Origin of the sequence: Mesorhizobium sp. M1396, from assembly GCF_040317725.1 — a bacterium.
GTDB lineage: Bacteria > Pseudomonadota > Alphaproteobacteria > Rhizobiales > Rhizobiaceae > Mesorhizobium.
The window spans coordinates 94839-120858 of record NZ_JAMYLA010000011.1 but is presented as its reverse complement, the minus strand read 5'-3'; the positions used below and the strand labels follow the sequence as shown (position 1 = coordinate 120858).

At 63.8% G+C, this 26020-nt stretch carries 23 protein-coding genes and 1 tRNA gene; 11 read left to right on the top strand and 13 right to left on the bottom strand.

What is annotated here, in order from left to right; genetic code table 11:
* The 6 genes from NKH02_RS09675 to NKH02_RS09650 all read right to left on the bottom strand — a co-directional run bounded on the left by NKH02_RS09675 (position 1) and on the right by NKH02_RS09650 (position 7391).
* Entirely contained in the window at positions 1-1527 is a 1527-nt protein-coding gene (locus tag NKH02_RS09675; protein ID WP_352878210.1) for an acyl--CoA ligase, read from the bottom strand.
* 304 nt (positions 1528-1831) lie between these two features.
* Positions 1832-3418: a gamma-glutamyltransferase gene (gene ggt, locus NKH02_RS09670; protein ID WP_352878207.1), complete on the bottom strand. Its 1587-nt coding sequence runs from the start codon at positions 3416-3418 to the stop codon at positions 1832-1834.
* A 47-nt stretch (positions 3419-3465) separates the two neighbouring features.
* Positions 3466-4266 (bottom strand): ABC transporter permease, encoded by an 801-nt coding sequence (locus tag NKH02_RS09665; protein WP_352878206.1) that lies wholly within the window; start codon positions 4264-4266, stop codon positions 3466-3468.
* A complete protein-coding gene (locus NKH02_RS09660) occupies positions 4263-5189 on the bottom strand; it encodes an ABC transporter permease (RefSeq protein WP_352878203.1) in 927 nt (308 codons plus the stop codon). The genes NKH02_RS09665 and NKH02_RS09660 overlap by 4 nt, the downstream gene beginning before the upstream one ends.
* Positions 5189-6271 (bottom strand): ABC transporter ATP-binding protein, encoded by a 1083-nt coding sequence (locus tag NKH02_RS09655; protein WP_352878272.1) that lies wholly within the window; start codon positions 6269-6271, stop codon positions 5189-5191. Before NKH02_RS09655 ends, NKH02_RS09660 begins: the two co-directional genes overlap by 1 nt.
* A gap of 79 nt (positions 6272-6350) precedes the next feature.
* A complete protein-coding gene (locus NKH02_RS09650; RefSeq protein WP_352878200.1) occupies positions 6351-7391 on the bottom strand; it encodes an ABC transporter substrate-binding protein in 1041 nt (346 codons plus the stop codon).
* Here NKH02_RS09650 and NKH02_RS09645 point away from each other — a divergent pair.
* Positions 7306-7602 (top strand): hypothetical protein, encoded by a 297-nt coding sequence (locus NKH02_RS09645; RefSeq protein ID WP_352878280.1) that lies wholly within the window; start codon positions 7306-7308, stop codon positions 7600-7602. The two genes, NKH02_RS09650 and NKH02_RS09645, sit on opposite strands and share 86 nt — an antisense overlap.
* Before the next feature lie 26 nt (positions 7603-7628).
* The gene (locus NKH02_RS09640; RefSeq protein ID WP_352873770.1) at positions 7629-8330 is read left to right on the top strand and encodes a GntR family transcriptional regulator; all 702 of its coding nucleotides are present in this window, start codon (positions 7629-7631) and stop codon (positions 8328-8330) included.
* An 88-nt stretch (positions 8331-8418) separates the two neighbouring features.
* On the opposite strand, the gene NKH02_RS09635 is transcribed toward NKH02_RS09640, so the two are convergent.
* Both NKH02_RS09635 and NKH02_RS09630 read right to left on the bottom strand, forming a co-directional pair.
* Positions 8419-8625, bottom strand: coding sequence for a hypothetical protein (locus tag NKH02_RS09635; RefSeq protein ID WP_352873769.1), 207 nt, complete (start codon positions 8623-8625; stop codon positions 8419-8421).
* Between the two features lie 101 nt (positions 8626-8726).
* Positions 8727-9485: an SDR family NAD(P)-dependent oxidoreductase gene (locus NKH02_RS09630; protein ID WP_352873767.1), complete on the bottom strand. Its 759-nt coding sequence runs from the start codon at positions 9483-9485 to the stop codon at positions 8727-8729.
* 615 nt (positions 9486-10100) lie between these two features.
* Between NKH02_RS09630 and NKH02_RS09625 the strand changes: the two genes are divergently transcribed.
* Together NKH02_RS09625 and NKH02_RS09620 are read left to right on the top strand one after the other, a co-directional pair.
* Entirely contained in the window at positions 10101-11207 is a 1107-nt protein-coding gene (locus NKH02_RS09625; RefSeq protein WP_352878270.1) for an efflux RND transporter periplasmic adaptor subunit, read from the top strand.
* Entirely contained in the window at positions 11204-14407 is a 3204-nt protein-coding gene (locus NKH02_RS09620) for an efflux RND transporter permease subunit (RefSeq protein WP_352878198.1), read from the top strand. The genes NKH02_RS09625 and NKH02_RS09620 overlap by 4 nt, the downstream gene beginning before the upstream one ends.
* 351 nt (positions 14408-14758) lie before the next feature.
* Here the strand turns inward: NKH02_RS09620 and NKH02_RS09615 are convergent.
* Positions 14759-14835 (bottom strand) — tRNA-Arg (locus tag NKH02_RS09615).
* A 284-nt stretch (positions 14836-15119) separates the two neighbouring features.
* Positions 15120-16613 (bottom strand): ATP-binding protein, encoded by a 1494-nt coding sequence (locus NKH02_RS09610; RefSeq protein WP_352878195.1) that lies wholly within the window; start codon positions 16611-16613, stop codon positions 15120-15122.
* 279 nt (positions 16614-16892) lie between these two features.
* On the opposite strand from NKH02_RS09610, the gene rpmH reads away from it, so the two are divergent.
* From rpmH to yihA, 5 genes are all read left to right on the top strand, one after another.
* The gene (gene rpmH / locus NKH02_RS09605) at positions 16893-17027 is read left to right on the top strand and encodes a 50S ribosomal protein L34 (protein ID WP_008833937.1); all 135 of its coding nucleotides are present in this window, start codon (positions 16893-16895) and stop codon (positions 17025-17027) included.
* A gap of 16 nt (positions 17028-17043) precedes the next feature.
* A complete protein-coding gene (gene rnpA, locus NKH02_RS09600; protein ID WP_352870129.1) occupies positions 17044-17397 on the top strand; it encodes a ribonuclease P protein component in 354 nt (117 codons plus the stop codon).
* A 14-nt stretch (positions 17398-17411) separates the two neighbouring features.
* Complete coding sequence (gene yidC, locus NKH02_RS09595; RefSeq protein WP_352870128.1) at positions 17412-19226, top strand: membrane protein insertase YidC; 1815 nt, start codon at positions 17412-17414, stop codon at positions 19224-19226.
* A gap of 303 nt (positions 19227-19529) precedes the next feature.
* Complete coding sequence (locus NKH02_RS09590; protein ID WP_352878193.1) at positions 19530-20168, top strand: CatB-related O-acetyltransferase; 639 nt, start codon at positions 19530-19532, stop codon at positions 20166-20168.
* Positions 20165-20824 (top strand): ribosome biogenesis GTP-binding protein YihA/YsxC, encoded by a 660-nt coding sequence (yihA, locus tag NKH02_RS09585; RefSeq protein ID WP_352870126.1) that lies wholly within the window; start codon positions 20165-20167, stop codon positions 20822-20824. Before NKH02_RS09590 ends, yihA begins: the two co-directional genes overlap by 4 nt.
* A gap of 26 nt (positions 20825-20850) precedes the next feature.
* Here the strand turns inward: yihA and NKH02_RS09580 are convergent, their stop codons facing one another.
* Positions 20851-21585: a TetR/AcrR family transcriptional regulator gene (locus tag NKH02_RS09580; protein WP_352870125.1), complete on the bottom strand. Its 735-nt coding sequence runs from the start codon at positions 21583-21585 to the stop codon at positions 20851-20853.
* A gap of 127 nt (positions 21586-21712) precedes the next feature.
* Here NKH02_RS09580 and NKH02_RS09575 point away from each other — a divergent pair, with 127 nt between their 5' ends.
* Together NKH02_RS09575 and NKH02_RS09570 are read left to right on the top strand one after the other, a co-directional pair.
* Positions 21713-22921, top strand: coding sequence for an HlyD family secretion protein (locus tag NKH02_RS09575; RefSeq protein ID WP_352878190.1), 1209 nt, complete (start codon positions 21713-21715; stop codon positions 22919-22921).
* A 22-nt stretch (positions 22922-22943) separates the two neighbouring features.
* Positions 22944-24536, top strand: a complete 1593-nt coding sequence (locus tag NKH02_RS09570; RefSeq protein WP_352870123.1) for a DHA2 family efflux MFS transporter permease subunit — start codon at positions 22944-22946, stop codon at positions 24534-24536.
* 114 nt (positions 24537-24650) lie between these two features.
* Here NKH02_RS09570 and msrB read toward each other — a convergent pair whose 3' ends face one another.
* Together msrB and NKH02_RS09560 are read right to left on the bottom strand one after the other, a co-directional pair.
* The gene (msrB, locus tag NKH02_RS09565; protein WP_352870122.1) at positions 24651-25154 is read right to left on the bottom strand and encodes a peptide-methionine (R)-S-oxide reductase MsrB; all 504 of its coding nucleotides are present in this window, start codon (positions 25152-25154) and stop codon (positions 24651-24653) included.
* 208 nt (positions 25155-25362) lie between these two features.
* Complete coding sequence (locus NKH02_RS09560; RefSeq protein WP_352870121.1) at positions 25363-25920, bottom strand: fasciclin domain-containing protein; 558 nt, start codon at positions 25918-25920, stop codon at positions 25363-25365.
* Positions 25921-26020 lie beyond the last annotated feature (100 nt).

Genomic DNA, 26020 nt, shown 5'->3' with positions numbered 1-26020 from the left:
TCAAAGCCCGAGTTTGGCGGCAAGGCCGATGCGCTGCAATTTGCCGGTCGCGCCCTTGGGGATCTCGTCCAGGATCAGGATCTTGCGCGGCACCTTGAAGTCGGCAAGCCGCGTCGCGGCATAGGTGCGGATGTCGCCCTCGGTGGCACTGATGCCGTCGCGCAGCACGACCGCCGCCGCCACTTCCTCGCCAAGCTTGTCATGCGGCATGGCGAAGGTGACCACCTGCGCCACCGCCGGATGATCCATCAGCACATCATCGACCTCGAGCGGCGAGATTTTCTCGCCGCCGCGGTTGATGATCTCCTTGAGCCGCCCGGTGACGCGCAAATATCCGTCCTCGTCCAGCACGCCCTGGTCGCCGGTGTGGAACCAGCCATGCGCGAAGGCCGTGGCGTTGGCATCCGGGTTCTTCTCATAGCCCGCCGTGACGTTGGGCCCGCGAATGACGATCTCGCCGGTCTCGCCGGCTTTGAGCAGTCGCCCGTCGGGCGCCATCACCGCCACTGCCGGACCGGCGGAGGCACCGACGCTGCCCGGCTTGCGCTGGCCCGGCGGCAGCCGGTTCGACGCCATCTGGTGCGCGGCCTCGGTCATCCCGTAGGATTCGATCACCGGACAGCCGAAGGTCGCCTCCAGCTCGGCCATCACTTGCGCCGGCAGCGACGCCGAGGACGAACGGATGAAACGCAGCCGCGCAGCCGCCAGCACCTCGGTGTTGCGTGCCGCCCGGGGCAGGATCGCCTGGTGCATGGTCGGCACCGCCGTGTACCAGCTTGGTCGTGCCTCGCTCAGCCACTGGAAGAAGCGCAGCGCGTTGAAGCCGGGCGTGCAAAAGATGCTGCCGCCCGATGCCAGCGACGACAGCACGGCCGCGATCAGGCCGTGAATGTGGAACAGCGGCATGATGTTGAGGCAACGGTCATTGGCCGTCAGGCCAAGTGTGCCGCCGATATGGGCGGCCGAGGCCGCGATGTTGGCATGGCTGAGCGGCACCAGTTTTGGCCGCGATGTCGTGCCGGACGTGTGCAGCAACAGCGCGATGTCATCATCCCGCGCCATGTCAGGCACTGCCGGCGGTGCGACCGCCGCACCCTCGATCGTGAAGCTGCCGGCGGGTGTGTCGGGCCGAACGACAAGCCGCAGCACGCCGATGCCGAGGCGTTCGGCCACCGTCACCGCCGGTCCGGTCTCGCCCTCCGCGACAAGGATCGCCCTGGCGCCGATGTCGGTCAGGTAGAAGTCGAGCTCGTCGGCCCGGTAGGCGGGATTGAGCGGCGCCGTCGAGGCGGCGGCCGCCACGGCGACGAAGGCGGAGGCCATTTCGGGCCCGTTCGGCAGCACGATCGCCACCCTGTCGCCCCGGCCGATGCCGCGCGCATGCAGCTGATTTGCCGTGTCGGCGATCAGGCCGCGCAATCCGCCATGGGTGAGCGTCGCCCTGTCGGGTGCCAGGATCGCCGCCGCGTCGTCGGCGCCGGCGGCGAGACGGCGGGAAAGGTCTATATGGGTTTCAGTTTGGGTCATGGTCACCGGCTATGTTTCAAGTGTCCTGCATGCGATTTCGGCCCGAAGATAGTCGCTTCGGACCAATTGTCGACGTTGGCGCCGCTCATTGCCCTGCCGGGCATTTCTCCCCGTATAGTGACGGGGAGAAAGGGCTGGCCGCAACGTCGACGTTTCCTCTGCAACGCTGTTCATTGGCGAAATCATCCGTGACAGCGCCCCTCTCCCCGTCACTATACGGGGAGAGGATGCCGGCAGGCAGGTGAGGGGCGGCGCTCACGCCCATGAGCCAATCGCCGCCATTCCCGGCCCATCTTGCCATCCCTCAATATCCAAGCGCCAAACCATCCTTGCGCGGATCGGAGGCGCCGGTCAGCGTCCCCTTCTCCCAGTCGATCAGCACCACCTGTCCGCCGCCAAGCGGGTGATGCGGCTCGGTGATGCGGTGGCCGCGCCGGCGCAGGCCCTCGATCGCCTCGGCGGGGACGCCGCGCTCGGCCTCCACGGTATCATCGTTGTAGAACACCCTTGGCGCGTCCAGCGCCTGCTGCGGGTCCATGCCGAAATCGAGCATGTTGGTGAGCAGGTGGACATGTCCGAACGGCTGGTAGCCGCCGCCCATGACGCCGAACGGCATCACGGCGCGGCCGTTCTTCGTCGCCATGCCCGGCATGATCGTGTGCATCGGCCGCTTGCCGGGCGCGATCGCGTTCGGGTGCGCCGGGTCGAGGCGGAAGCTGGAGCCACGGTTCTGCAGCACGATGCCGGTCTTCGGGCCGACGACGCCGCTGCCGAACGAATAGTACGTCGAGTTGATGAACGAGACCGCGTTGCGGTCGCGGTCGACGATGGAGATGTAGACCGTGTCGCTGCCGGGCAATTCCACGCGCGGCAGGTGCGTCATGGCGCGGTCGCGGTCGATCCCGGCGCGCAGCCGGTCGGCATAGGCGCCGGACAGGAGCTGCTTCACCGGCACCGGCACATGGTCCTGGTCGCCGACGAAGCGATCACGGTCGCGGTAAGCCAGACGTCCGGCTTCGATTTCCAGATGCAGGCGTTCGGCGCCATTGGGATCGAGCCCGCCAAGCTTGAAGCCCGATAGCACGTTCAGCATCAAAAGCGCCGTCAGCCCCTGATTGTTCGGTGGCATCTGGTGAACCTCATGACCGCCATAGGAGGTGCTGACCGGCGCCACATAGTCGCCTCTGGTGGCGGCGAAATCCTCGGTCGAATGAAGCCCACCCAATTCGTTGAGCCGGCGCACTATATCGTCGGCGACGGCACCCTCGTAGAATCCGGCACGGCCGTGCCTGGCGATGATGCGCAATGTGGCCGCCAGTTCCGGCTGGCGGTGAACATCGCCGGCTTGCGGCGCCTTGCCGCCAGGCAGGAAGATGCGCGCGGCATGCTCGTCGGCCGAAAGGTCGGTCTCCGGTTCGGCCCAGTCGAAGGCGACACGGTCATGCACGACATAGCCGTTTTCGGCATAATGGATGGCCGGCGCCAGCGCTTCGGCAAGGCCCTTGCGGCCATGATCCTCCAGCAGGCGGCTCCAGGCATCGACGGCGCCCGGCACGGTGACCGCGTGCGGTCCCTGCAGCGGGATGCGGTCGAAGCCTTTTTCCAGATACCAGTCGACCGTCGCCTTGGCCGGCGCCCGACCGGAGCCGTTGAAGGCCAGCACATTGCCTTGTCCCGCCGGACAGTAAAGCACGAAGCAGTCGCCGCCGATGCCGGTCGACTGCGGTTCGACCACCGCCTGCACGGCGGCGGCGCAGACCGCGGCATCCATGGCGTTGCCGCCGGAGCGCAGCATCTCGATGGCCGCAAGGGTCGCAAGCGGATGCGACGTCGCGGCAACCGCTTGCGTGGCACGAACCGGCGAGCGGCCGGGAAACTGGAAATCACGCATTCTGTCTGGATATCCCCTGGTCACTTCTGCGAATGGGTCACTTGAAATCAATGCCGCCGGCCGAAGATCTGCGCAACCGACAACAGCGCGACCGAGAGCACGATCAGGCAGGTCGAGATGGCGGCGATCGTCGGGTCGATCTGGTCGCGCAGCGCGTTGAACATGCGGCGCGTCAATGTCGTGGTCTCGCCGCCCGATATGAACAGCGAAACCACCACTTCGTCGAAGGAGGTGATGAAGGCAAACAGCGCGCCCGAGACGATCGAGAAGCGGATCTGCGGCATCGTCACCTGCCAGAAGGCGGCGACACGTCCGGCGCCGAGGCTGCGCGCCACCCGCTCCTGGTTCATGTCATAGGAGCGCAGCCCCGACAGCACCGTCAGCACCACCAGCGGCAAGGCCTGCACCGTGTGCGCAATGACCAGCCCGGTCAGCGTGTTGTTGAGCCCGATCCGCGCATAGAGGAAGAAGGTGCCGATGCCGATCAGGATCACCGGGACGATCAGCGACGCGGTCAGCAGCGCGTTGATGGTCCCGTTGAAGCGCAGCGTGCCCCGGTTGATGGCATAGGCAGCCGCGGTGCCGAGTGGGGTCGCCACGAGCACGGTCATGACAGCCACCTTGACCGAGACGATCGTGGCGTCGCGCCACTCCAGCGACTGGAAATAGGTCTGATACCAGCGCAGCGACCATTGCCGCGGCGGGAATTGCAGCAGCGTCGAATCCGAAAACGACATGATGACGATGATGATCGACGGCGCGATCAGGAACAACAGCACGAGGCCGCCGAGGCCGTAGAGCCACAGGCGTTGCCGGTGCGAGATCGGCAGGCCGACATTCTCACTCATCGCGAACTCCACACACCTGTGGCGCGCGCGCCGAGCAGCCACTGGAACAGGCCGAGAAGCGCCAGCGTGACAACAAGCAGCACCACGCCAAGTGCGGCACCCGCGCCCCAGTTGGAGTAGAGGCTGGTGGTCTGTTCCATGCGCATGGCCCACATGATCACCTTGCCACCACCCATCAGCGCCGGGGTGACGAAGAAGCCCAGGCACAGCACGAAGACGATGACCACGCCCGAGGCAAGGCCGGGCAGCGACAGCGGAAAGAAGATCTGCCGGAAGTTGGCGGCCGGGCCGGCGCCGAGGTTCATGCCGGCGCGCAGGCAGTCGGTGTCGATTGTCTTCATCGAGGCGTAGAGCGGCAGCACCAGGAACGGCAGCAGGATATGCGTCATGCCGATGACCACGCCCGACAGATTGTTGGCGAGCGATAGCGGCTGGCTGATCACGCCGAGCTCGATCAGCCAGCCGTTGATCAGGCCCTTGCGCTGCAGGATCACCAGCCAGGCATAGGTGCGCACCAGCACCGATGTCCAGAACGGCAGGATGACGAAGATCAGGCAGATCGACGCCGCCCGGCGCGGCAGTTGCGACAGCATGTAGGTCAGGGGGTAGCCGAGCAGGACGCAGGCGCCGGTGACGATGAAGGCGACCTTGAAGGTGGTGACGAAGGTCCTGATGTAGGAGGCCTGTTCGAAGAAGCGCGCATAGTTGGCGGCGCTGAGGGCGCCGGCCTCGTCGAACAGCGACAGCCAGAACAGCCAGCCGATCGGCACGATGATGATGGCAAAGACCAGGAACAGGCTCGGCGCCAGCAGCGCCAGCAGCCGCATCGATTCACGCCGCGCATCGGTGCGCAGCGCCTGCGCGTTCAAGTCCCGGCCTGCATGGCCGCCAGTCTCTTCCATGAGGGCGGACTGCGCGCTCATCAATCCGCCGCCACCAGGATCGTGTCCTGCGCATCGAGGCCGAGCCTGACCGGCTGGCCGGGAGCCGGCATTTTCGCCAGCACATCGCTGCGGCAATAGTCGCGCAATGTCAGTTGGCGGCCATCGCGCAACAGCGCGTAGCAGACGAAGCTGTCGCCTTGGTAAATGACATCGCTGAGCGTCGCGTTAAGCACATTGACGCCGTTTGGCTGTTTGGCATTTGCCAAGAGCCGCAGCTTTTCCGGCCGCACCACCATCAGGTGTTGGCCGGATGTAGGCGCCGGCGCTGCCGTGTGGATTCTCCGGTCCTCGTACCAGACCGACCCATCGCGGCACTTGACCGGGATGAAGTTCGATTCGCCGATGAAGCCGGCTACAAATCGCGTTTGCGGCATGGCGTAGAGAGTTTCGGGCTTGTCGAGCTGTTCGATGCGCCCGGCGTTCATGACGGCAATGCGATCCGACATGGTGATCGCTTCGCGCTGGTCATGCGTGACGTAGATCGTGGTCATGCCAAGCCGCCGGTGCAGGCTGCGCAGTTCGATCTGCATATGCTCGCGCAGGCCCTTGTCCAATGCCGACAGCGGCTCGTCCATCAGCACGATGCGCGGTTTGAACACGATGGCGCGCGCCAGCGCCACGCGCTGGCGCTGGCCGCCGGAGAGCTGGTCGACCCGACGCTCGCCCAGGCCCTGCAGCTTCACCAGTTCGAGCGCCTTTTCGACGCGCTCGGCTGTCTCGGCGGCGGCGACGCCGCGCTGCTTCAGCGGAAAGGCGATGTTGTGGAAGACGTTCATATGCGGAAACAGCGCGTAGTTCTGGAATACCATGCCGATGTTGCGCTTGTGCGGCGGCGTGGTGATGATCTCGTCGTCGCCGACCCTGATCGAGCCGGCATTGGCCCGCACGAAGCCGGCCAGGATCATCAGCAGCGTCGTCTTTCCGGATCCGGAAGGCCCGAGCAGCGTCAGGAATTCGCCGGCCTCGACATCGAGGTTCAGGTCGCGCAGCACCGGCACGCTGCCAAATCGTTTCTCGATCCGGCGCATGCTGATCGGCAGCGCGGATGGCGCAATGGACAAGATCATCGTCTCCTAGAGGCTGAGGCGGCGCAAGCAGGGCGAGGCGCCGCCCTGCCGTGGTTTGGGTTGCGGCCGCGGCCTATTGCTGGATCAGATTGTTGAACTTTTCCGTCGCCTCGACCAGATTGTCACGCCAGAACTCGGGGTCCTGCAGCGCCTGCTTCTTGACGTTTTCGGGCGCCGAATTGATGTCCTTGATCCTCTCCTGCGGGATCTTCCCGGTCTCGAAAGCCTTCTCGTTGACCGGCCCATTGTCGACATAGAGCGGCAGATTGGCCTGCAGCTGCGGGCTCACGAACATCGCCAGCGCCTTCATCGCCGCTTCCTTGTTCTTGGCGCCCTTGGGGATGACCATGCAGTCGGCGGTCAGAACACCCTGGTCGAAGGAGAAGCTGACCGGCGCGCCTTCCTTCTTCAAGGTGCCGGCGCGGCCATTCCAGATGCTCGCCATGTCGACTTCGCCGTCCTTCACCAGCTGCATGGCCTGGGCGCCGGAGGTCCACCAGGCATCGACGTGACCACGGATCTTGTCCACGGATTTCAAGGCGCCGTCGATATCGACCGGATAGACCTTGTTGATCGGAATGCCCTCGGCCAGTGCCGCGACGCTCAGCGTTTCCGTCGCCTGGCTGCCGCTCAGCGCGCGCCGCCCCGGGAATTTCTCCATGTTCCAGAAATCGGCCCAAGTCTTCGGCCCTTTGTCTCCGAACACATCGGTCCGGTAGATCAGCACGACCGACGTGTAGGAAATGCCGACCCAGTCATCATGGACAAGCTTCGGATTGATGCCGCTCTTGTCGATGATGCCGTAGTCGAGCTTCTCGAACAGCCCTTCCTTCGAGCCGCGCGCGCATTCGTCGGCGCCGAGCTCCGTAATGTCCCACTTCACCGCATTGCCGGTCACCTGCAGCCGCACGTCGTCGAGGCCGTTGGTGGTGTCTTCCTTGATGGTGATGCCGAGCGCATCGGCGGTCGGCTTGAAGAACGCCTTGGTCTGCGCCTCCTGGTAGGTGCCGCCCCATGAGGCGACGGTGATGGTGTCGCCCGCCATGGCGGGGGCCGCGAGCGAGGCCATGAGGCCGGCCATCGCGACAACGCTAACGCTTCTGGTCCTGTTCATTTTCGGCTCTCCAACCGGTGTTCCCATTGTTTTTGATTTCGCATTCTATTTTGTATACAATTTTGAGTGTAGCTTAGCGATCGATGTTGTCAACACCGCCGGCACGATCGAATTTACGCGTTTCGTGCCGGACAAGGTGAAGAGGGATGGCTTCGCCGAGGGCGTGGCAAATTATGCCGACTGCGACTACAGCTATGCGTGTTCCGGCTGAAAGACCGGAGAACTGGGAATGGAACCTTGGCCAAGGAAACCAAAAATACGCTGCGCGACTCGGTCTACTCCTCGCTCAAGGCGATGATCGTGACCGGCCAGATTCCGCCGGGCTCGCGCGTCACCGAAAACGACATCGCGGTGAAGCTCAATGTCAGCCGCACCCCGGTGCGCGAGGCCTTCAACCGCCTCGAGCGCGACGGCCTGGTCACCGGCCGGCCGCGCCAGGGCTATGTCGTCACCGAGTTTGACATCAACATGTTCCGCGAGGCCTTCGAGATCCGCGAGCTGCTCGACGGCCACGCGACCGAGTTGGCGGCGGCTGCGGCGACGGAAGCGGACAAGGCGCGGCTGCGCGCCATGCTGGCCGAATGCGAGCGGCTCGCCGCCATTCCCGAGCGCACCAACAGGGAAAAATTCCAGGAACTGGAAGTCGGCATCGACCTGCATCGCGTCATCGCCGAAATCAGCGGCAATGTCATGCTGCACGGCATGCTGTGCGGCATCCTCGACAAGTGCCAGCACTATGTCTGGACCGAACTCCTGTGGTTGGACGAATGGAAGATCGCCCGTGACGAGCACGCCGAAATCGTCGACGCCATCTGTGCCGGCGACGCCCGCCGCGCCGGCACGCTGGCCCGCGCCCATGTGCGGGGATCACGTGACAATGTGCTGCGCCTGCTGCAGGCCAAGTCGGACTATCGCAATTTTCTCGCCAAGGCCTCGTGAGGAACCACCTGGACGCTACCGATGCGCGCCGCGAGCCCGAGCCGTGCCTCAGCCGGGAGATTCGAAGGGCATCATAGTCATGGAATGATCAGTGTGTGGTGGGATCGATCCGGCGAAGGCGTGAGCGCGCTTCAGCCACTTTTTTTTGCTCGGATCTGATCCGGCAGCACAGGGCAAGGCTGATGCCGACGCCGCGCTCCTCGTCCAGCATCTCATTTGCTCGCGTGAGAAAGAGTTCCGCGCGCTTGACGCGCTGCCTGGCCCTCGCCAGCTCCATTTCCAGATGGTCGTGCATTGTTCCGCACCCGTAAGATTTGCGGTCCCTTCAGGGGGAAAACCGCTGCTGAGCGGTTTGGTTCCCGCTGATTGGCCGAAGGCACCAGCGCCGACCGACGTTCAGCCCTTGCGCTCCTGAAGGCTGTTGCCGCCATCGACCACCAGCAGGGCGCCGTTGACATAGCTGGCGCCTTCCGACGCCAGGAACACCACCGCCGCGGCCACCTCGTCCGGCCGCCCGGCCCGCGCCGGCGGCGTATGCAGGGCAGCTTGCCGCTCCATCTCGCTCGACGACCCCGTTTCGATCCAGCCGGGAGCAACGGCATTGGCCGTGATGCCGCTCTTCGCCACTTCGAGTGCCAACGCGCGAGTCAGGCCGACCATGCCGGCCTTGGCGGCGGAATAGGCTGATGTGCCTTCGAAAGACACCAGCGGTCCGGTGACCGACGCCACATTGACGATGCGCCCATGGCCCGCTTCGACCATCGCCGGCAGAAAGGCCTTCGTGACGAGGAATGCGGTCTTCAGGCTGACGTCGATCCCCTGATCCCAGTCGGCCTCGGTCATCGCGAGAAACGCCTTGTCGACCGAGGGCGATGCCAGTGAGCCCATGCCGGCATTGTTGACCAGAATATCGACCGCGCCGACATCCGCCCGCAGCCCCGCGACGTCCGATGCGGCCGTGAGATCGGCGATTGCGGCAGTGGCATCGATGCCTTCGGCACAAAGTTCGGCGGCGCGATCGAGCACCCGCGCGCTGGCGCCGGTGAGGAAGACGGCATGGCCGGCGCGGCCGAGCTGCCGGGCAATGGCGAACCCGATGCCGTCGGCGGCGCCGGCCCCGGTGATAAGTGCGCGCCGGATGCTGGTAGGAGACATGGTCAAATCAGGCTCCGCGGGCTTCCGCCTGTCCCAAGAAATCGGACAGTAGCGGTCGCAATCAACGAACCATAATCCATGGATGATTTTGGTTCGCCCGAAAGGATGAAACTGGGCACTCGTATGTTATTGTTTGTACTATGTAGTTTTTGTGATCGCGGGCCGGCATTGGGTCAAGGTGTCCAAAGCTCGCGGGAGGGAGCGGCAGACACTGGCCGATAGCGGAATGACGGCTTTAACGTTTGAAGAATGATTGCGGACGTTCAGCCCGACGGGACCAAGGTCTGCTCCCGGGTCTAGCCACCCCGTCTCAATGGCGTCCCGGACCGCCCGGTGGATCTGCGTCGCCAGTGGCGGGTGGCGGGGCAGCCACAGGGTGGACATTTCAGCGCACATGGAAAATGATCACGTTGCCATGCACAATACTGCAGTGCTCTGATCTCGACGAGAAGCCTGAGCGTAGAAGCGGATCAACCGACCTCCGGGTCCAGCGAATGGGGGACGCAAATGGACAGCCCAAGGAATGGGCAATTGCATCGCGACGCGGGCGGGCGACCCTGTCGATCGGCCGGCTGGCTTGCCCGCGCCGCCGTGTCGGCGGCATTCCTGCTCGGCATGGCTTTCAGCAGCACAGCGTTTGCGCAGGACCAGCAGCTACCCGTGGTGACGGCGGCCAAGCCGGTGGTCCGTAAAATCGTCGAAGACGACGAGTTCGTCGGGCGCTTCGAAGCCGTCGACCAGGTCGCCGTCCGTTCGCGCGTCAGCGGCTATCTGGACAAGGTCAGCTTCCAGGACGGCGCACTGGTCAACAAGGGCGACCTGCTCTTCACCATCGACCAGCGTCCGTACCAGGCGGCTTATGATGCCGCAAGGTCGCAAGTTGACGTCGCCAAGAGTCTGCTCGAATTCTCCAAGATGCAGCTGGATCGCGCCGACGAACTCGCCAAGACCGGCAATATCTCAACCGCGACGGTCGACGACCGCCGGCGGGAATACCTTTCGGCGCAGGCGCAGATGCAGGGCGCGACGGCTGCGCTGACGACGGCCAGCCTGAACATGGAATTCACCGAGATCAAGGCGCCCTTGTCCGGCCGCATCGACCGCCGGCTGGTGTCGGTCGGCAACCTCGTGCAGCCGGATTCCACCTTGCTGACGACCATCGTTACGCGCGATCCGATCGACTTCTATTTCGACGTCGATGAGCGCCTGTATTTCAGCTACGCCCGCGACGCGAAGCAGCGTGGCGGCAGCATGCAGGAGGGCGCCGGCGGGCTCGAGGTGGTGGTTCGCGTCGCCGACCGCGCGGAGGCGGTATTCAAAGGCAAGCTCGATTTTGCCGAGAACCGGATCGACAACGCGACCGGCACCATGCGGGTGCGTGCAAGCTTTCCCAACGCCGACGGCATTCTCCAGCCAGGCATGTTCGGGCGCATCAACGTGCCGGGGTCGCTGCCGCATAGCGGCGTGCTGGTGCCCGACGAGGCGATCGGCGCCGATCAGGATCGGCGTATCGTGTTCCTGGTGGATGAGGCCGGGACGGTGTCGGCGAAGCCCGTGCGCACCGGCCCGCTTCTCGACGGCTACCGGGTGATCCGCGCGGGCCTGACCGGCGACGAGACGATCATCGTCAACGGGCTGATGCACGCCAGGCCCGGCACCAAGGTGAAGGCCGAGATGGTGACGTTGCCGCCCAAGGTCGAGACCGCCGGGTTGCAGCAATGAGGTTCGCACATTTCTTCGTCGACCGTCCGATCTTCGCATCGGTCGTTTCGATCGTCCTGCTGATCCTCGGCGGGATTGCTTATACCCAGCTGCCGGTCGCGCAATATCCCGAGATCGCGCCGCCGACCATCGTCGTTCGCGCGCAGTATCCGGGCGCCGACGCCGAGACGGTCGCAGCGACGGTGGCAACGCCGATCGAGCAGGAGATCAACGGCGTCGAGGGCATGCTCTACATGTCGTCCTATTCGTCGGGCGACGGGGCGATGGCGCTGACCATCACCTTCAAGCTGGGCACCGATCTCGACCAGGCGCAGGTGCTGGTGCAGAACCGCGTGTCGGTCGCCGAGCCGCGCCTGCCCGAAGAAGTCCGCCGCCTCGGCATCACCACCACCAAGAGCTCGCCCGACCTGATGATGGTCGTGCACATGCTGTCGCCCGACAATACCTACGACCAGCTCTACGTCTCGAACTACGCCCGCTCGCGGGTGCGCGACATACTGCTCAGACTAGATGGCGTCGGCGACCTCATCATCTTCGGCGAACGCGAATATTCGCTGCGCATCTGGCTCGATCCGGAAAAACTGTCCGCCCTGGGGATGACCTCGGGCGATGTGGTGCAGGCGCTGCGCGACCAGAACGTCCAGGTGTCGGGCGGCTCGATCGGTGCGCCACCGACCAACACCGGCACGGCGTTCCAATACACGGTCACCACGCAAGGCCGCTTCAACGACGCACGCGACTTCCGATACGTGATCGTCAAATCGACCGACGACGGCCGCCTGATCTCGCTGCAGGACGTGGCGCGCATCGAGCTCGGCGCCAAGGATTACGTCACCAACTCCTATCTCAACGGCAAACCGGCGGTGGCGCTCGCCATCTTCCAGCGGCCGGGCACCAATGCGCTCGCCGCAGCCGCGGAGATCCAGGACAAGATGAAGGAGCTTTCCCAAGACTTCCCGAAGGGATTGAGCTACGACATCGTCTACAATCCGACCGAGTTCGTCGCCGAGTCGATCCAGGAGGTCTACAAGACGATCCTCGAGGCGATGTTGCTGGTCATCATCGTCATCATCGTCTTCCTGCAATCGTGGCGCATGGCGATCGTGCCGATCGTGGCAATCCCGGTGTCGCTGATCGGCACGCTGGCGGTGCTTTACGCCGCCGGCTTCTCGCTCAACATGCTGACTCTGTTCGGCCTCGTTCTGGCGATCGGCATCGTCGTCGACGATGCGATCGTCGTGGTCGAGAACGTCGAGCGCAATATCGCCAGTGGGCTGGCGCCCAATCCGGCGTCGCACCTGACCATGGACGAAGTCGGAACGGCCGTCATCGCGATCTCGCTGGTGCTGATAGCCGTGTTCGTACCGACAGCCTTCATCCCCGGCATTTCCGGGCAGTTCTATCTGCAGTTTGCGATCACCATCGCGGTGTCGACGGCGATCTCGGCATTCAATTCGCTGACGCTTTCGCCGGCGCTGGCCGCACTGCTGTTCAAGCCGCATCACGCCGCTGCGGCGCCGCCGCGCTTTTTCCTGGCGCGGTTCGGACGGGCGCTCGCCGACGGCTTCAATCGCGGCTTCGACAGGGTCGCCCACTGGTATTCGAGCATCGTCCGCGTGCTGGTCGGCTCGTGGATAACGATCGCCGCCATGCTGGCCGTTTTCGCGGCCCTCATCTACGCCACGGTCTACATGGTGCAGGCTGTGCCGCGCGGTTTCATTCCGTCGCTCGACCAGGGCTATGCGATCGTCGTCGTCCAGTTGCCGGATGGCGCCTCGCTGTCGAGGACCGACGCGGTCATCCAGCAGGCATCGCAGATCATCCAGAAAACGCCAGGCGTCGACTACGCAGTCGCCTTCGCCGGTTTCTCCGGCGCGACCTTCACCAACGCCAGCAACGCGGGTGTGATCTTCGCCAGGTTCAAGCCGTTTGACGAGCGACTGAAAGCCGGCCAGTCGGCGACCCAGGTCATCGGCAATCTGTTCGGCAGCCTGCAAAGCATCAAGGAAGCCTTCATTATCGCACTGCCGCCGCCGCCGATCCGCGGCGTCGGCAATGCCGGCGGCTTCAAGCTGCAGATCCAGGAGCGCAACAGCGCCGACATGCGGCAGATCCTGGCGCTTGCCTACGAAATCGCCGGCAAGGCCAACAAGACGCCGGGGCTGACGGGCGTGTTCACCACCTTCTCAGCGTCGAGCCCGCAATTCTTCCTGGCGATCGATCGCGACAAGGCGCGCATCCTGAATGTGCCGATCCCCAACATCTTCGAGACGCTGTCGATCAATTTGGGCACCGCCTACGTCAACGACTTCAACGCTTTCGGGCGCGTCTACCAGGTGCGGGCGCAGGCCGACCAGGCATTCCGCCTCGATCGCGCCGACATCTTGAAACTGAAGGTGCGCTCGGCGACCGGCGCGCTGGTTCCGCTCGGCACATTGATCGAGATCCGCGACGTCACCGGCCCGGCGCTGGTCCAGCGCTACAACATGTACGTCTCGGTGCCGCTGCAGGGCAACGCCGCGCCCGGCGTTTCCACGGGTGACGCCCTGGCATTGATGGAAGGGATCACGGCAAAGACGCTGCCGGCCGGTACCTCCTATGAATGGACCGAGCTCGCCTATCAGGAGCGCAACACCGGCAATGCCGCTGTCTATATCTTTGGACTGTCGGTGCTGTTCGTGTTCCTGGCGCTGGCGGCGCAGTATGAAAGCTGGGTGCTGCCGTTCGCCATTGTGCTGGTGGTGCCGCTCGGCGTGCTCGCGGCGCTGCTCGGCGTGTCGTTGCGAGGACTGGACAACAACATCCTCGTGCAGATCGGCCTCATCGTGCTGATCGGGCTTGCCGCCAAGAACGCGATCCTGATCGTCGAATTCGCGCGGCAGGCGCAGGAACGCGGGCTGTCGGCCGCCGAGGCTGCCGTCGAAGCCTGCCGGCTCAGGCTGCGGCCGATCCTGATGACCGCCTTCTCGTTCATCCTCGGCGTCGTGCCGCTGATGATCGCAACGGGCCCGGGCGCAGAAATGCGCCAGTCGCTCGGCACCGCGGTGTTCTCCGGCATGCTCGGCGTCACCTTCGTCGGCCTGTTCCTGACGCCGGTGTTCTACGTCACGCTCAGGTCGCTGTTTTCACGGCGCATGCCCCGTGCCGAGGCCGAGCCTTCGGGGCCGGCAGAGGCGCCAACGGAGACGGCCGCCGAGTAGGGTTACGAATTCGCCGCGTCGGGCGCGGCTTATCACTCCAGAAAATCGGCGCGGCGCGGCAACGGCCACGATCTGCGGGACCTCGGCGTCGAGGTGCGGCGGAGACCCTGCTCGGTCTGATCCAGCCCAACAGCCGCATCCAGTTCAGCGAGACGATGCCGGGCGGCGAGGCCAATGCGATCTTTTATCTGGTCGACCAGGCGGGGCTTGAGGGCGCAACCGCGACCTCCGGAGTCCTCGCTTGCGATGTCTGCTTTCAGGACGCGGAGAAGCTGATCTCTACGGCCGAGATGGGGCGCAAAGCTGCCGCCATCTCTGCGGTGCCCACTTTTGTTCTGCAATGGCGGAAATTGGCGCGCCCGAAGAGATTCGAACTCCTGACCCCCAGATTCGTAGTCTGGTGCTCTATCCAGCTGAGCTACGGGCGCGCAACAGGCCATGCTTTCCATGACCCCGCGATCCGATCGTGAACGACCGGTCGCGACGAGACGTGTTCCCTAGCGACTGAATTTCGGAAAAGCAAGCCGATCCGGCAAAAGTTTTGCACAACTGCTTTCGCGAGTGCAGATTGAGGTGTGTTGAGATTCAGCTCAGGCCGAGTCGAAAACGGTGGGGTCCGAGAACCGGAGCGGAGCGTACTTTTGGTACGTGAGCACCGGAAGCGCAGGAAACCGCCGTTTGCAGGCCGGCCTCAGCTGAATATCAATATATCTCATGCCGGGCGGCGCAGGCCGTTGCTGCGCGCCTGGTCGAGCCGGACCGGCTGGTCGGGAATGGTGACCGCGAATGTGGTGCGCCCGCCAATGCTCTCGACCAGCTCCACCGTGCCGCCATGCGCCCGGATCAGTTCGTGCGCGATCGCCAGCCCAAGGCCGGTGCCGCCGCTGCGGGCCGAGCCGCGGAACGCCGCGAACAGGTTCTCCCGCGCCTTGGGCGGTAGGCCCGGTCCGGTGTCGCTGACGGCGATGCGGCTGACACTGCCCAGGCGCACGGCCGACACCGCCAGGCGGCGCACCAGGGCGCTCTCACTGTCTGCCGCCATCGCCTGCACTGAATTCCGGCACAGATTGGTGAGCACGCGGAACAGCTGATCGGAATCGGCATCCACCTCGAAGGTCGGCTCGACGGAATTGACGAACTCGATGCCCTGCCCGATGTCGAGCAGGCCGTGCACGTCCTCGACCAGCTGGCGCAGCCTCAAGCGCCGGCGCGCCGGTGGCGGCTCCTGCGTGCGGCCATAGGCGAGCACGCCTTCTGAATAGGAGACCGCTCGGTCGAGCGCGCGCAGCAGCTTCGGCGCAAAGGCCTGCACGGTCGGGTCCTTGACCTGGCGCAGGCGGTCCGACATCAGCTGCGCCGAAGCCAGGATGTTGCGCATGTCATGGTTGATCTTGGAGACGGCAAGGCCGAGGTCGGCAAGGTGCTTTTGCTCGGAGAGCATTTTTTGCAGCCGCTCCTGCATCTGCGACAGTTCGCGCTCGGCAACGCCGATCTCGTCGGCGCGGGCAGCCGGGTGGATGATGCGACCGGGATCGTCGGGGGCTTCCGAGAAGGACAGCATCGAGCGCGTCATCGTCCTGATCGGCCCGATCATGATCAGGTCGATCGCGGCATAGACCAGCATTGCGGTGAACAGTGAGATCAGCAGCGAGACGAAGGCGACATTGCGCGAATATCGCAGCATCGCATTGCGCAGGCTGTTGTCCGGCATGATCAGCTCGAACTCCTTGTCCGAGTCGCCGACAGGCCCGAAAACGCGCAGCATCCGATCGCCGCCGAAAAACAGCGTGTCGAGCGCGCCGGTCATGCCTTTGATCATGCCGATGCCGGCGATATCGATGTGTTCGTCGACCTTCGGCGGCATTTCGGCAACCACCAGCAGCCGCGAAACGCCGCCGTCGCGCACCGCGATCGCCTTGGCGCCGATCGCCATCAGCACGTCGTTCTGGGCGGCGCGTGACAAAGAGGTGGATTCGCCCTGCACCAGCACGATCGACACAGCCGCCGCCGTGCTCAGCCGCTCCTTCAGCCAGTTCAGCCGGTAGCTGGCGATCCAGGGCAGGAAGATCAGCACTTCCGCCAGCAGCACGAAGATGATGGTGAGCAGCAGCAGCTTGGTCGACAGGCCGCGCGACAGCGGCACCGTGCGCACGATGGTTGGCGCCGCCGTGCCGATCCCTTCCTGCGCTTGTGTGGTTTCGCTCATGCGGTCCATGTCTTCACAATCACTTGATCAACGCAGATTAGGCGATTACGGCTTTTTTGCCAATTTCATCCTTGCCGGAAACATAAACCGACTTGGACGACGCCGGGGTTTCGGTCCGACGACGCCGGATTGACTTCCAAAAGCCTTCTTTCTATAAGCCCGCACACGCTCGGGCCATTCGTCCCGGCGCGGTTTCGATCGCGCCAAAAACGGCCCGGCAAAGCTCCTGTTACACAGTGACAGAATCAAGAAGGGCCGCACCCCGCGGTATTAAAACAAATGAAGCGTACCTACCAACCGTCCAAACTCGTCCGCAAACGTCGGCACGGCTTTCGTGCCCGCATGGCCACCAAGGGTGGTCGCGGCGTCGTCGCAGCTCGCCGCAATCGCGGCCGCAAGCGGCTCAGCGCCTGAACGGAAGACGAGATCGTTGCCCGCAACCGGCAAGCCAGTGGGACCAAATCCCAAGCGGCTTCTGAAGCGCGCGGAATTCCTGGCCGTCCGTCGTGGCGAAAAGCGACGTGGGCGGCTTTTTCTCGTTGAGGTTCTCGACCGCGGTGACGGCCAGTCGCCGCGCGTCGGCTACACCGTCACCAAGAAGGTCGGCAATGCGGTTGTCCGCAACCGCGTCCGCCGGCGGCTGCGAGAAGCCGTGCGTACGCACGCGGTATGTGACATGGCGCCTGGCAATGACTATGTCATCGTCGGGCGCGAAGACGTGCTTACCATTCCGTTCGGCCAGTTGAAGGCCGAACTCTCCCGCCGACTGCGCGGAACACGATAGGCCAAAGGCTTTCGATGGAAAACAACCGGAACTTCTTCATCACCATCGCGCTGTCGGTGCTGATCCTGGCCGTATGGCAATATTTTTATGTGTTGCCGCGCGGCGAAGCCCAGCGCGAGGCGGCCCGCGTCGAACAGCAGCGCGTCGAGGAGCAGAAGAAGGCGGCCCAGGGCACCAATCCCGGCACTGACACCGGAACCCCCGCTGCTCCTGGCGCCATTCCGAACGCACCCGGCACAGATGCCGTGACGCCGGCCGGCCGCGAACAGGCGCTGGCCACGACGACCCGCGCCAAGATCGATACGCCGAGCCTCGAGGGTTCGATCAACCTGACCGGCGCCCGTCTCGACGATCTCAAGCTCAAGCACTACACCGAGACGGTCGACAAGAGCTCGCCCGAGATCAGCCTGCTCAACCCGGCGGCACTCCCCAATGGCTATTACGCCGAGATCGGCTTCGTCGGCAACGACAAGACCGGCGCGGTGCCTGGTCCCGAGACTGTATGGGCCGTCGACGGCAATGCGACGCTGACGCCGACGACGCCGGTCACGCTGACCTATTCGAACGACAAGGGCCTGACCTTCAAGCGCACCTTTTCCGTCGATACCAACTACATGTTCACGGTTTCCGACACGGTGCAGAATTCGGGCACGGCCGCGGTCTCGCTGTCCAACTATGGCCGCGTCACCCGTTTCGACAAGCCGCTCGTCGCCAGCACCTATGTGCTGCACGAGGGCTTGATAGGCTTCACCGGCACCGAAGGCCTGCAGGAACACAAATACGCGTCCATCGAGAAGGACAAGCAGGCCACGCCGGGCAAGTCGACCGACGGCTGGCTCGGCATCACCGACAAATACTGGGCGGTGACGCTGGTGCCGACGGAGAAGCAGCCGTTCCAGCCGCGCTACGCCTATTTCGAGGACGGCCGCCACCGGTACCAGTCCGACTTCCTGACCGACCCGATCAACGTCGATGCCGGTCAGTCGGCGACCGTGGAGAGCGAAATCTTCGCCGGCGCCAAGGAAGTCGGCAAGATCAATGCCTATGCGGAAGACCGCCACATCAAGCGGTTCGACCTGTTGATCGATTGGGGCTGGTTCCACTTCATCACCAAGCCGATGTTCTGGCTGATCGACACCCTCTACAAATTCTTCGGCAATTTCGGCCTGGCGATCCTCGCCACCACCGTCATCGTCAAGGCCATCTTCTTCCCGCTCGCCAACAAGTCCTATGCGTCGATGGCGAACATGAAGAAGGTGCAGCCCAAGATGCTCGAGATCCGCGAGAAATACGCGGACGACAAGATGAAGCAGCAGCAAGCGATGATGGAGCTGTACAAGACCGAGAAGATCAACCCGCTGGCCGGCTGCTGGCCGGTGGCGCTGCAGATCCCGGTCTTCTTCTCGCTCTACAAGGTGCTCTACATCACCATCGAGATGCGGCACGCGCCGTTCTTCGGCTGGATCCAGGATCTGGCGGCACCCGATCCGACCTCGATCTTCAACCTGTTCGGCCTCGTTCCGCTCACGCTGCCGCACATGCTGATGATCGGCGTCTGGCCGCTGATCATGGGCGTCACCATGTTCCTGCAGATGCGCATGAACCCGACGCCGCCGGACCCGACGCAGGCGGCGATCTTCACCTGGATGCCGGTCATCTTCACCTTCATGATGGCGGGTTTCCCGGCCGGCCTCGTCATCTACTGGGCCTGGAACAACACGCTGTCGATCCTCCAGCAAGGCGTGATCATGAAACGCCAGGGCGCCAAGATCGAGCTATGGGACAATCTGGTCGCGCTGTTCCGGAAGAAACCGTCACCGGCGGAATAGCAGGCGCACTTTTTGCGGACTCAAGAAGCCTCGGGTTCACGGCCCCGGGGCTTTTTCGTTGGGGGGACATCCCATTCCGGCCGATTTCCAATATCCGGGGCACGCGCCGACTGCTTGAGGAGATCGCTCCATGACGGCGCTGTCATCGACCTTGGCCTGCGTGCCGCAGCAAATGAGCAGAGCCGCCATGGAAAGCTCGCTCGTCAGCCGATTGGTGCTATAGGGCGGATCACGCTATTTTGAATAGGCGCGTGCGAACTTCGCTCGGCGCCATAGGCGGCCAATTCTTTGACGGACTTCGACATGGACGGACCCAACCCAGACATCAAGCACCCGATCCCGATGCATACCCGCGTCGGCTTCCTCAAGGCACTGGTGAACGCGCCGAACATCGAGATCGGCGATTACACCTATTATGACGACCCCGACGGGCCGGACAAATTCGCTGACAAATGCGTCCTGCATCATTACCCGTTCATTGGCGACAAGCTCATCATCGGCAGGTTCTGCGCCATCGCCGAGGGTGCGCGCTTCATCATGAATGGCGCCAACCACGCAATGTCCGGCTTTTCGACCTACCCGTTCAACATTTTCGGCCATGGCTGGGAAAAGGGTTTTGACCCGGCGACCTGGTCGAAGGAGGTCCGTGGCGACACGATCGTCGGCAACGACGTCTGGATCGGCATGGAGGCGGTGATCCTGCCCGGGGTGGACCTCGGTCATGGCGCCATCATTGCCGCGAAATCGGTGGTCACGCACGACGCCCCGCCCTATGCAATCGTCGCCGGCAACCCGGCCAAGGTGGTGAAGATGCGTTTCGACGACCGCACGATCAGGCGGCTGCTGGCGGTGGCCTGGTGGGACTGGCCGGTGGACAAGATCAGCCGCAACCTCGACGCTATTCGGGGTGCCAATATTTCTCTTCTGGAGGCAGCAGCTTGAAAGCTCTGAACAGCAGCACGATCGGCACCGAACTGTTTACACGGGGATGGATATTCATTCGCGGCGTGCCGGCAATGAAATTCCTGCCGCCGGAAGGACCGCCGGAAATCGCTTTTGCCGGTCGCTCGAATGTCGGCAAGTCGTCGCTGATCAACGCGCTGGTCAACCAGAAGGGGCTGGCCCGGACCTCCAACACGCCGGGGCGCACGCAGGAGCTCAACTATTTCGTGCCGGATGGTTTTTCGGGCGAGGGTGCCGACCTGCCGCCCTTGGCGCTGGTCGACATGCCGGGCTACGGTTACGCAACCGCGCCGAAGGAGAAGGTCGACGAGTGGACCAAGCTGGTCTTCGACTATCTCAAGGGCCGCGTCACGCTGAAGCGGGTCTATGTGCTGATCGACGCCCGCCACGGCATCAAGGCCAAGGACGACGAAGTGCTGTCGCTGCTCGACAAGGCGGCGGTGTCCTATCAGATCGTGCTGACCAAGACCGACAAGATCAAGGCTGCCGGCGTGCCGCGGCTGATCGAGGAGACGCTGGCAAAAATCAAGAAGCGGCCGGCGGCGTTTCCGTTCGTTCTGGCGACATCTTCGGAAAAGGCCGAGGGCCTCGAGGAATTGCAGGCCGCCATCGTGCTTGCCGCCAATGGCGGCTAAGCTATGTCGACACCCTTGAGCCTGGGCTAAGGCTTGGCCTCGATGGCAATCGTCTGATGGCCTTCTTCCGCCACGAGCCTTTCGGTGCCGTAAGCTTTCAGGAACATGCCGACGCCTGACCTGACGATGTGGTCGATTTCATCCTGGGTCGGGGCTTTGGTGCGGTAGGCGAAGATGCACTGGCGGAACAGACCGGCCAGGCACAATTCAGTGAACTGATAGGCGGCGAGATCGACATCGTCGATCCGCAGCAGGTCGCGCTCGATGGCGGCATTGAGAAAGGCCGCGACCTTGTCGTGACCGCGCTTGGGACCGCGTTCGTAAAAACGCGCGCCCATGTCGGGTATCCGGTCTGATGCGCCGATCACCGTGCGCTGTGCCTGGATGACCTTGGCCGAGGTGATCTTGAGGGCCAGCACCTTGCCGAACTTCACCAGCGTCTCGCGCAGGTCGTCGGATTTGTCCAGCACGTCGTACATGTTCTTGAAGATGGTGCCGCGCTCTTCCTCGATCAGCGCTTCGAACAGCTCTTCCTTGTTGGCGAAGTAGACATAAATCGTGCCCTTGGAGACTCCGGCCTCGCGGGTGATGTCGTTCATCGACGCCGCTTCGAAGCCCTTGTCGATGAAGACGCGCCGGGCGCCATCGATGATCTGACTACGCTTGACCGGGTCCTGCCCCGCCGCCGGGCGACCACGGCGCAGGCTGTCCAGCAGATCGCCACACTGGTCGGTTTCGACGTTGGGCGGAGTCTCGGCCATTAAGGTCACACCTCGAAAATAATTCGAACCGTCCGGTTCGATTGCACTTGATATGGTCTTCTTTACGCGCTATGTCAACGTCCTGATCGAACCGAACGGTTCAGTCCTATTACATTAGAGAGATGTCATGTCCTCGAACGCGTCAACATCAGCCGAAGTCCGTCCCTTCCCCAACGCCAAGGTCGCGCCGGCGACGGAGGCACCTGAAATACCTGTCCAGCCCGCGGTATCGCCGCCACCGGTAGAGGTTCCGGCCAAGAAGAAGCGCTCGGTGCGTTCCTTCCTGCTGCCCATCATCGGCGTCGCCTTGCTGGGCGCCGGCGCCTGGTACGGTTACGACTACTGGACCACGGGTCGCTTCATGATCTCGACGGACGACGCCTATGTCCAGGCCGACATGGCGTTCATCTCGCCCAAGATTTCCGGCTATGTCGATCAGGTCAAGGTCAGCGAGAACCAGCTGGTCAAGGCCGGCGAACCGCTGCTCGTCGTCGACGACGGCGACTACAAGATCGCCGTCGCCCAGGCCGAGGCGCAGATCGCCACATTGAGCAAGACGCTCGACCGTATCGACGCCCAGACCGACGCGGCGCGCGCCTCGCTGCAGCAGGCGCAGGCGCAGAAGGTCGCCGACCAGGCCTCCGCCGACAATGCGGCCAAGGTCGCGGCGCGCGCCTCGCAGCTGCTCAAGACGCATGTCGGCACGCAGGCGCAGCTGGACGACGCCCAGACGGCGGTTCAGCAGGCCGACGCAGCCCTTGTCGGCGCCGACGCGCAGATCGCCGCGGCGCAGGCCAATATTGGCGTGCTGCAGGCACAGCGCGCCGAATCGGCAAGCACGCTCGCATCCTTGCAGCTCAGCCACGACAAGGCCTTGCGGGATCTCTCCTTCACCGTGCTCAAGGCGCCTTATGACGGCGTCGTCGGCAACCGTTCCGTGGAGCAGGGCGATCTCGTCAGCCCCGGCCAGAAGCTTGCCGTCATCGTGCCGATGGACAAGCTCTACATCGTCGCCAACTTCAAGGAGACGCAGCTCGCCCGGCTGGTGCCGGGTGAGAAGGTCAAGATCTCGGTCGATGCGACCGACGGCGAGGATTTCGAGGGAACCGTCTCGTCGCTGGCGCCGGCTTCCGGTGCCGTGTTCTCGCTGCTGCCGCCCGAAAACGCCACCGGCAACTTCACCAAGGTCGTGCAGCGCGTTCCGGTCCGCATCGACGTACCCGCCGACGCACTGAAGAGTGGCAAGCTGCGCGCCGGCCTCAGCGTCGTCGTCGCCGTCGACAGCCGCACCGCCCCATCCGTGTCGGCGTCGGCGTCGGCGGCCGCGTCGAACTGAGCGGCTGCCGGGGAGCAATGCCATGGCAACCGCAACCCTGACAGCAGGAGCACCGCCGGCAAGGCCGGCTGTGCCCGACACCATCTCGACACGGCGCGTCATCGCCTTCCTGGCGATGGTGTTCGGCATGTTCATGGCCATCCTGGACATCCAGATCGTCTCCGCCTCGCTGGCCGAGATCCAGGCCGGCCTGAGCGCCAGTTCCGACGAAATCCCGTGGGTGCAGACCGCCTATCTGATCGCCGAGGTTGTGATGATCCCGCTGTCGGGCTTCCTCAGCCGGATGCTGTCGACGCGCGTGCTGTTCACGATTTCGGCGGCGGGTTTTACCGCTGCCAGCGCCCTTGCCGCGACCGCCACCAACATCGACCAGATGATCGTCTACCGCGCCGTCCAGGGCTTCATCGGCGGCGGCATGATCCCGAGCGTCTTCGCTGCCGCCTTCACCATCTTCCCGCCGTCGCGCCGCGCCGTCGTGTCGCCGATGATCGGCCTGGTGGCGACGCTGGCACCGACCATCGGCCCGACCGTCGGCGGCTATATCAGCCATGCCATGTCCTGGCATTGGCTCTTCCTGGTCAATGTCGTGCCCGGCATCCTGGTGACCACGGCGGCCTGGACGCTGATCGACTTCGACAAGCCCAATCTCAAGCTGTTCAGCAAGTTCGACTGGTGGGGCCTCGCCGGCATGGCGGCCTTCCTCGGCTGCATGGAATATGTGCTCGAGGAAGGCCCGAACAACGACTGGCTGCAGGACCAGGGCGTCTTCATCTGCGCCATCGTCATGACCATTGGCGGGGTGCTGTTCTTCTGGCGCGTGTTCACCGCCGAGGAGCCGATCGTCGATCTGAAGGCCTTCACCAATATCAACTTCGCCTTCGGCTCGCTGTTTTCCTTCGTCATCGGCATCGGCCTCTACGGCCTGACCTATTTGTACCCGGTGTTCCTCGGGCGCATCCGCGGCTACGATTCGATGATGATCGGCGAGGCGCTGTTCGTCAGCGGACTGGCCATGTTCTTCACTGCGCCGATCTCGGGCATCCTGTCGAACAAGATCGACCCGCGGCTGATGATGATGATCGGCTTCTTCGGCTTCGCCACCGGCACCTGGTGGATGACCCACCTGACCGCCGACTGGGATTTCTACGAGCTGCTCATCCCGCAGATCCTGCGTGGTTGTTCGATGATGCTGTGCATGGTGCCGATAAACAACATCGCGCTCGGCACGCTGCCGCCGGAGCGGTTGAAGAATGCGTCCGGCCTGTTCAACCTCACCCGCAACCTTGGTGGCGCCGTCGGCCTCGCCCTGATCAACACGGTGCTGATCGACCGCAATGCCTTCCACTACGCAAGGCTCTCCGAGCATGTGCAATGGGGCAGTGACGCCGCGCAGTCCAAGTTGCGGAACATGACGCTCAATTTCGAGCAGACCCCCGGCCTGAACGCGACAAATGCCGCGATCTCCAAGCTGTCGGGCATGGTCCATCAGCAGGCGGCGCTGCTGTCCTTCATGGACGTGTTCTTCATGCTGACAATGCTGTTTGCGACGCTCGGGCTGTTCACCATGCTGATCCGCAAGCCGGTCGCGGCTGGCGGCGGTGGAGGCGGCCACTGATACCAAACGTGGACATCGTTTCGGGAAGCTCCTCCAGTCCACGCCCGAAATGTCTGACCGCGCAAAAAACTCCGGGCCGCAAGCCCGGAGTTTTTTGTATTCCAGCGGATGGTCTCAGGCCGTGGCCGGCTTGAAGGTCAGCGCCACGCCGTTGATGCAGTGGCGCAGGCCGGTCGGCGCCGGGCCGTCGTCGAAGACGTGGCCGAGATGGCCGCCGCAGCGGCGGCAATGCACTTCGGTGCGGGTCATTCCAAGCGACCTGTCCACGGTCTTGCCGATGCCATTGGCGATCTCCTGCCAGAAGCTCGGCCAGCCGGTGCCGGAATCGAACTTCGTTTCCGATGGATAGACCGGCAGGTCGCAGCCGGCGCAGGCAAAGATGCCCTTGCGGTGTTCGTTGAGCAACGGGCTGGTGCCGGGATATTCCGTGCCTCCCTTGCGCAGCACGTCGAATGCGGCCGGCGACAGGATGGCTTTCCACTCGGCTTCGGTCTTGGTGACCTCGAACTTTTCGGCGGCCTGCGCGGCCTGCGGATTGCTCATGCGCAGCACCGTTGCCGCGGCCCCGACGACGCCGATGGCGGCGACACCGCTCAAAAGAAAGTCGCGACGGTTCATGACCAATTCCTCCTGTTGTCTCTTTGCCAAACTATACCGCCGTGCGGAAATCAAAAGCCGGTGACGGTGGCCCTCGAACGAACACCCCGCGCCGTTCCACATCTGGATGTGGACGGCGCGGAGCGCGCGGGTCGATTGCGGATCCCGGGAGCGGGATCATGCAATCGACGGAGGCCTTGCAGCCAGTTCGTCGGCTGCAAGTCCGTTGTTACATCTTGGGCAAAAGAACCTTGTCGATGACGTGGATGACGCCGTTGGACTGTTCGACATCGGCGATCGTCACATTGGCGACATTGCCGTTCTCGTCGGTGACGGTGACCTTGCCGCCGTCGACCTTGAGCGACAGCTCGCAGCCGCCAACAGTCTTGACCTTGTGGGTGCCGCCATCAGCCTTGGCCATCGAGGCGACGTCGGCTCCCATCGCCTTGGCGCCGATGACATGGCAGGTCAGGATTTTGGTGAGCTTGTCCTTGTTCTCGGGCTTGAGCAGCGTCTCGACCGTGCCGGCCGGAAGTGCCGCGAAGGCTTCGTTGGTCGGCGCGAACACCGTGAACGGACCGGCGCCCTGCAGCGTCTCGACCAGGCCGGCGGCCTTCACGGCGGCGACGAGCGTCGTGTGGTCCTTCGAGTTCACGGCGTTTTCGACGATGTTCTTGTTGGCATACATTGCGGCGCCGCCGACCGTCGGATTTTTGGCATAGGCGACGGTTGCAAGGGTGGAGACGGCGATCGTACCAGCGACCAAAAGGGTGGCGAATCTGCGCATGATGTAATACTCCTCGGGTTTTTCTCTTCCCATCTTTGGGACGAGAGGAGATACGGAACAGGAATGCGCAAGTTTCAGGAATATTGTGATTTTTTAAATT

Bases quoted from the DNA above. Each gene is read 5' to 3' on its own strand.
- NKH02_RS09675 (WP_352878210.1), bottom strand. From the start codon at position 1,527: ATGACCCAAACTGAAACCCATATAGACCTTTCCCGCCGTCTCGCCGCC.
- ggt (WP_352878207.1), bottom strand. From the start codon at position 3,418: ATGCGTGATTTCCAGTTTCCCGGCCGCTCGCCGGTTCGTGCCACGCAA.
- NKH02_RS09665 (WP_352878206.1), bottom strand. From the start codon at position 4,266: ATGAGTGAGAATGTCGGCCTGCCGATCTCGCACCGGCAACGCCTGTGG.
- NKH02_RS09660 (WP_352878203.1), bottom strand. From the start codon at position 5,189: ATGAGCGCGCAGTCCGCCCTCATGGAAGAGACTGGCGGCCATGCAGGC.
- NKH02_RS09645 (WP_352878280.1), top strand. From the start codon at position 7,306: ATGGTGTCGCCCGCCATGGCGGGGGCCGCGAGCGAGGCCATGAGGCCG.
- NKH02_RS09650 (WP_352878200.1), bottom strand. From the start codon at position 7,391: ATGAACAGGACCAGAAGCGTTAGCGTTGTCGCGATGGCCGGCCTCATG.
- NKH02_RS09635 (WP_352873769.1), bottom strand. From the start codon at position 8,625: ATGCACGACCATCTGGAAATGGAGCTGGCGAGGGCCAGGCAGCGCGTC.
- NKH02_RS09630 (WP_352873767.1), bottom strand. From the start codon at position 9,485: ATGTCTCCTACCAGCATCCGGCGCGCACTTATCACCGGGGCCGGCGCC.
- NKH02_RS09625 (WP_352878270.1), top strand. From the start codon at position 10,101: ATGGCTTTCAGCAGCACAGCGTTTGCGCAGGACCAGCAGCTACCCGTG.
- NKH02_RS09620 (WP_352878198.1), top strand. From the start codon at position 11,204: ATGAGGTTCGCACATTTCTTCGTCGACCGTCCGATCTTCGCATCGGTC.
- NKH02_RS09610 (WP_352878195.1), bottom strand. From the start codon at position 16,613: ATGAGCGAAACCACACAAGCGCAGGAAGGGATCGGCACGGCGGCGCCA.
- rpmH (WP_008833937.1), top strand. From the start codon at position 16,893: ATGAAGCGTACCTACCAACCGTCCAAACTCGTCCGCAAACGTCGGCAC.
- yidC (WP_352870128.1), top strand. From the start codon at position 17,412: ATGGAAAACAACCGGAACTTCTTCATCACCATCGCGCTGTCGGTGCTG.
- NKH02_RS09590 (WP_352878193.1), top strand. From the start codon at position 19,530: ATGGACGGACCCAACCCAGACATCAAGCACCCGATCCCGATGCATACC.
- NKH02_RS09580 (WP_352870125.1), bottom strand. From the start codon at position 21,585: ATGGCCGAGACTCCGCCCAACGTCGAAACCGACCAGTGTGGCGATCTG.
- NKH02_RS09575 (WP_352878190.1), top strand. From the start codon at position 21,713: ATGTCCTCGAACGCGTCAACATCAGCCGAAGTCCGTCCCTTCCCCAAC.
- NKH02_RS09570 (WP_352870123.1), top strand. From the start codon at position 22,944: ATGGCAACCGCAACCCTGACAGCAGGAGCACCGCCGGCAAGGCCGGCT.
- msrB (WP_352870122.1), bottom strand. From the start codon at position 25,154: ATGAACCGTCGCGACTTTCTTTTGAGCGGTGTCGCCGCCATCGGCGTC.
- NKH02_RS09560 (WP_352870121.1), bottom strand. From the start codon at position 25,920: ATGCGCAGATTCGCCACCCTTTTGGTCGCTGGTACGATCGCCGTCTCC.